General features: G+C 67.4%; 5 protein-coding genes and 1 pseudogene. 2 read left to right on the top strand and 4 right to left on the bottom strand.

Translation table 11 applies throughout. The annotated features are described in order from the left end of the window. The 3 genes from HZI36_RS26550 to argH all read right to left on the bottom strand — a co-directional run. The coding region (locus tag HZI36_RS26550; protein WP_179405648.1) for an amino acid ABC transporter ATP-binding protein at nt 1-721 on the bottom strand (721 nt) is incomplete at its 3' end. Between the two features lie 17 nt (nt 722-738). Further along, a complete protein-coding gene (locus HZI36_RS26545; RefSeq protein WP_179405647.1) occupies nt 739-1,632 on the bottom strand; it encodes an amino acid ABC transporter permease in 894 nt (297 codons plus the stop codon). Beyond that, a complete protein-coding gene (gene argH, locus HZI36_RS26540; RefSeq protein ID WP_179405646.1) occupies nt 1,626-3,059 on the bottom strand; it encodes an argininosuccinate lyase in 1,434 nt (477 codons plus the stop codon). Before argH ends, HZI36_RS26545 begins: the two co-directional genes overlap by 7 nt. A gap of 114 nt (nt 3,060-3,173) precedes the next feature. Here argH and HZI36_RS26535 point away from each other — a divergent pair, with 114 nt between their 5' ends. Next, nucleotides 3,174-4,052: a LysR substrate-binding domain-containing protein gene (locus HZI36_RS26535; RefSeq protein ID WP_179405645.1), complete on the top strand. Its 879-nt coding sequence runs from the start codon at nt 3,174-3,176 to the stop codon at nt 4,050-4,052. Nucleotides 4,053-4,089: 37 nt separating this feature from the next. Here HZI36_RS26535 and HZI36_RS26530 read toward each other — a convergent pair whose 3' ends face one another. After that, nucleotides 4,090-4,977: a LysR substrate-binding domain-containing protein gene (locus HZI36_RS26530; RefSeq protein WP_179405644.1), complete on the bottom strand. Its 888-nt coding sequence runs from the start codon at nt 4,975-4,977 to the stop codon at nt 4,090-4,092. A 102-nt stretch (nt 4,978-5,079) separates the two neighbouring features. Here HZI36_RS26530 and HZI36_RS26525 point away from each other — a divergent pair. After that, nucleotides 5,080-5,463, top strand: a pseudogene (locus tag HZI36_RS26525) (amino acid ABC transporter permease); the annotation flags it as partial.

Here is a 5,463-nt window from a genome sequence, read left to right as displayed (position 1 = left end):
GGGGCCGCGCCAGCACCTGCTCGGGCGGACCGCTCTCGACGATCTGCCCGCCATCCATGAACACCACGCGATCGGCCACCTCGCGCGCAAACCCCAGCTCGTGCGTGACCACGATCATCGTCATCCCGCTCTTCGCCAGATCCTTCATCACCGCCAGCACTTCGCCGACCAGCTCCGGATCCAGCGCCGACGTCGGCTCGTCGAACAGCATCAGCTGCGGATGCATCGCCAGCGCCCGCGCGATCGCCACCCGCTGCTGCTGACCGCCCGACAGCTCGACCGGGAACGCGTCGCACTTGTGCGCGAGGCCGACCCGCGCGAGCAGCGTGCGCGCCTCCGCCTCCGCTTCCGCGCGCTTGCGCTTCAACACCTGCACCGGCCCCTCGATCACGTTCTCCAGCGCCGTCTTGTGCGGGAACAGGTTGAAGCGCTGAAACACCATGCTGGTCGCCAGGCGCTGACGCGCGATCTGCTGCTCCGACAATTCATACAGCTTGTTGCCGCTGCGCCGATACCCGGCCAGCTCGCCGTTCACCCACAGCGCGCCGTCGTTGATCGTCTCGAGCTGGTTGATGCAGCGCAGGAACGTGCTCTTGCCCGAGCCCGACGGCCCGATGATGCACAGCACCTCGCCCTGCGCGACGTCCAGCGTGATCCCGTGCAGCGCCTGGAACTCGCCGTACGACTTGCGCACGTCGACCGCACGTACGATTGCATTCATGTGTGTTCCTCCCCGTCTCAGCGGCGCGCGCCGCTGCGGCCCGCGCCGCGCGCATAGCGGCGCTCCACCCGCGACTGCAGCAGCGACAGCACCGTCACCACGATCAGATACCAGATGCCCGCGACGAACAGCAGCTCGATCACGCGCGCGTTCGCGTAGTAGATGTTCTCCGCGTTGTGCAGCATCTCCGCGTACTGGATCACGCTCGCGAGCGACGTGGTCTTGACCATGCCGATCAGCTCGTTGCCGATCGGCGGCACGATCACGCGCATCGCCTGCGGCAGGATCACGCGGCGCAGCGCCTGCAATCTCGGCATGCCGATCGACTTGGCCGCCTCGTACTGGCCCGCGTCGACCGACAGCAGCCCCGCGCGCACGACTTCCGACGTGTAGGCGCCCTGATTGATGCCGAGGCCGAGCAGCGCGGCGAGGAACGGCGTCATCACGTCGACGGTGCGGAACTCGACCACGCCGGGGATGCCGAGCGTCGGGAACACGAGCGCGAGGTTGAACCAGAGCAGCAACTGGAGGATCACCGGCGTGCCGCGGAACAGCCAGACGTAGCCTTGCGCGACGGTGCTGAGCACCGGGTTCGCGGACAGGCGCATCACGGCGGTGACGACGCCGAGCGCGATGCCCAGCGCCATCGCGAGGATCGTCATCAGGATCGTGCTGCCGAGGCCGGTGAGGATCGAGCGGGCGGTGAAGAAGCGGGCGACGTAGCGCCACTCGATCTGGCCGTGCGCGAACGCGAGCGCGACGTAGCCGAGCAGCGCGACGAGCGCCGCCGATGCCGCGTAACGGCCCCAGTAGCGCCGCCGAACGTGCTCCAGATGCGAGATGTCCGCATCCCCGACGGGCGCACCGTCCGTACCGCCCGCGCGCCCGCCGTTGTCGGATGAGCTCAGCATGATGGTCCCTTGTAGTCGGCTGCCCATGCATTCTGCCGCTCGATCGCGGCTGCGAGCCGCGCGATCTGCTCGGTCACGCGCTCGGGCGCGGTGCCGCCGAAGCCCGAGCGGGCCGCGACCGCCGCGTCGAGCGTCACGCGTTCGAGCACGGCCGGTTCGAGACGCGGATCGACGCCGGCGAGCATCGCGGGCGACACGTCGGCGAGTTCGATTCCGTTCGCCTCGCATGCGCGCACGAGCGCGCCGGTGATCTCGTGCGCCTCGCTGAACGGCACGCCGCGCAGCGCGAGCCAGTCCGCGACTTCGGTCGCGAGCGTGAAGCCGAGCGGCGCCTGGCGGCGCATCTCGTCGACGTTCACGCGCATCGTGCGGATCATTCCGGTCATCGCGGGCAGCACGAGCGCGAGCGTATCGACGCAGTCGAACGCGGCGATCTTGTCTTCGGCGAGATCGCGGTTGTATGCGAGCGGCAGCGATTTCAGCGTCGCGAGCAGCCCGCCGAGATCGCCGATCAGCCGGCCCGCCTTGCCGCGCGTCAGCTCCGCGATGTCGGAGTTCTTCTTCTGCGGCATGATCGAGCTGCCGGTCGCATAGCCGTCGTCGAGCTCGACCCAGCGGAACTGCCGCGACGTCCACAGGATCACTTCCTCCGACAGGCGCGACAGATGAACGGCCAGCATGCTCGCGACGAACACGAACTCGGCGACGTGATCGCGCGCGGCGACCGCGTCGATCGAGTTCTCGCACGGCGCGTCGTAGCCGAGCTCGCTCGCGGATAGTTCGGGTTGCAGACAGATTGCCGAACCCGCGAGCGCGGCGGCGCCGAGCGGCGAGCGCGCGGTGCGGCGATCCCAGTCGACGAGACGATCGACGTCGCGGTAGATCGACTGCGCATGCGCGAGCAGCTGATGCGCGAACGCGATCGGCTGCGCGGGCTGCAGATGCGTGAAGCCGGCGGTGACGGTGCGCACGTGCTGCCGCGCCTGCTCGACGAGCGCGTGCTGAAGATCGTTGATCGCCGGAACGAGCGTGCGCGCCTTGTCGCGCAGATAGAGGCGCAGGTCGTTCGCGGCCTGATCGTTGCGCGAGCGGCCCGCGCGCAGCTTGCCGCCGACGGCCGGCGCGCGCTGCGTGAGCACGCGTTCGAGGAACGTGTGCACGTCCTCGTCCGCGAGCGACGGCTGCAGCGTGCCTGCGAGAAAATCCGCTTCGATCTGCGCCATCGCGTCGAGCAGCTGCCGCAGCTCTGCGTCGTTCAGCAGGCCGGCGCGCACCAGTTCGCGCGCATGCGCACGCGAGCCGGCGAGATCGTACGGCGCGAGCCGGAAGAAGCTCGGGTCCGAACGCGACAGCGCTTCCAGCGCTTCCGACGGGCCGGATTTGAAGCGGCCGCCCCACAGACGCTCGATCGATTCGGTATGGCTCATCTGGACAAACCTCGGTGTGGTTGAGTTGAGCCCACTATACGTATTCGATTCTTCTTGTTGTAGCGAGAATTTAATTCGCATAGAGTGAAATTTTTCTCAGTATCGAGCGCCTTCGTGAGAAACCGTCTGCCGCCGCTCAATCCGCTGCGCGCGTTTGAGGCGGCCGCGCGGCGCGGCAGCGTCGTCGGCGCGGCGGACGAGCTGAACGTCACCGCGAGCGCGGTCAGCCATCAGATCCGCGTGCTCGAAAGCACGCTCGGCATTCAGCTTTTCGTCAGGTCGAAGGCGCGCGTGAAGCTGACGCCGGCCGGCGAAGCGCTGCTCGAACCGGTGAAGTCCGCGTTCGACTCGATCGCGAGCGCGGTGCTGAAGCTCGATCTGCCGACGATGGCGGGCGACCTCGTCGTGTCGACGCCCTTGCTGTTTACGTCCCGCTGGCTCGCGCGCCATATCGGCGACTTCTTCCAGCAGTATCCGGGTATCAATCTGAAGATCATTCCGTCGAACGACGATCGCGAGGTCTACTCGCACGACGTCGATCTGTGCGTGCGCTACGGCGAAGGGCGCTGGCGCGACCGCGACGTGCAGCTGATCTGCCATCCGACGCTGTTTCCGGTCGTGAGCCCGGCGCTGATGAACGGGCCGGGCGCGATCCGCGAGGTGCGCGATCTCGCGGGCCGGACGCTGTTCTGCGAGCATGCGGGGTCGTGGATGCGCTGGCTCGCGCAGGCGTCGGCGGACAAGCTCGACGATATCCGCATCCTCGAGATCGGCAACGCGCACATCGGGATCGAGGCCGCGCTGCACGGGCAGGGCGTCGCGCTCGGCGACAGCTTCTCGGTGCGCGACGACCTGATCGACGGCACGCTGATCCGCCCGTTCGACGTCACGGTGCCGGCGCGGCACGCGTACTACCAGATCGCGCGGCCGGAACTGGTCGAGTCGCCGCTCGTGTCCGCGTTCTCGCACTGGATGCACACGAAGCTGCAGTGAGGCTGCATTGAAGCCGCAGTGAAACCGCATTGATGTATCAAGCGGCCGCCTGCGCCTGCAGCCAGGTCAGCAGCGGCTTCAGCTTCTCGCGATACTCGTTGCGCGGCGGGTGAACCAGGTAGTAACCCGAATCGGTCTCGACGATCCGCTCGAACGGCGCGACGAGCGAGCCGTTCGCGAGGCTTTCCTCGACGAGGTTCAGATCGCCGAGCGCGACGCCGAGCCCGCGCACCGCGGCGCTGAACGCGAGGTCGAGCGTATCGAACACCTGCTCGCGGAACCGGTGCGTCGCGAGTTCGCCTTCCTGCTGCAGCCACAGCATCCAGCCGTGCCGGCCGAAGCTCGATTGCAGCAGCGTGTGCCGCTTCAGGTCGTCCGGGCGCGCGAGTGGCGGCGTGCCGTGCGCGAGCTGCGGCGAGCAGACGGGCGTCAGCCGCTCGCGCATCAGGCACGTCGCCTCGAGGCCGTCCCAGCGGCCGGTGCCGAACAGGATCGCCGCATCGAGCTTGGCTTCGCCGAAATTCGTCGGAAGAAACCACGCGGTGTCGATGTTGAGCTGCGTGCCCGGCACGCGTTCGTAGAAATCGGTCAGGCGCGGCAGCAGCCAGCGCGTCGCGAGCGTCGGCGTCACGCGCAATGTGATCGTCTGTTCGCCTTTATGCGTGATGTGCAGGGATTGGCGCGCGATCGCGAGCAACTCCTCGACGATCGGCACGAGCCGCAGGCATTCGGCGGTCGGCGCGACCATCCGTGTGTGCCTCACGAAAAGCTGACAGCCGAAATACTCCTCGATCTGCTGGATGTGCCGGCTGACGGCGCTCTGGCTCAGGAAAAGCTGCTGCGCGGCGCTGGTGAAATTCCCGCAGCGCGCGACGACCAGCAGCGTTTGCAATACGTTGAACGGCGGATAGCGATCGATCTTCATTTATGCGAGTTGCGCATGGTTGCCATGAGATTTTACCGTTTGTCGCCAAAAAATTGACGTTCCTACAATCGCCGCGACTGATGCCGAAACAGGAACACGAACATGATGAGTATTTCCAGCGACGGACAGCCTGCGCGCGGCGCATCGCATGCCGGCGAGACGGCGGGCCCGATCGACAGGGACGTCGACATCTCGCATCTGGAGCACGTTCGGCGGCGCTACTGGGGCCGCTACGTGGCATCGGCGGCGCTCGTCGCGCTGCTCGGCTACGTCGCGCTCGCGTTCGCGCACGGCCAGATCGAGTGGCGCTACGTCGCCCGCTTCTTCACCGCCCGCTCGATCCTCGCCGGCCTCGGCAGCACGATCCTGATGACGATCCTCGCGATGGCGCTGGGCATCGCGCTCGGCGTCGTCACCGCCGTGATGCGCCTGTCCGCGAACCCGGTGCTCAGCACCGTCGCGCAAGGCTACGTCTGGCTGTTCCGC

It is taken from the genome of Burkholderia guangdongensis (assembly GCF_013403875.1).
Taxonomy (GTDB): domain Bacteria; phylum Pseudomonadota; class Gammaproteobacteria; order Burkholderiales; family Burkholderiaceae; genus Burkholderia; species Burkholderia guangdongensis.
The sequence above is the reverse complement of the archived record's forward strand: the minus strand, read 5'-3'. Positions and strand labels throughout refer to the sequence as shown.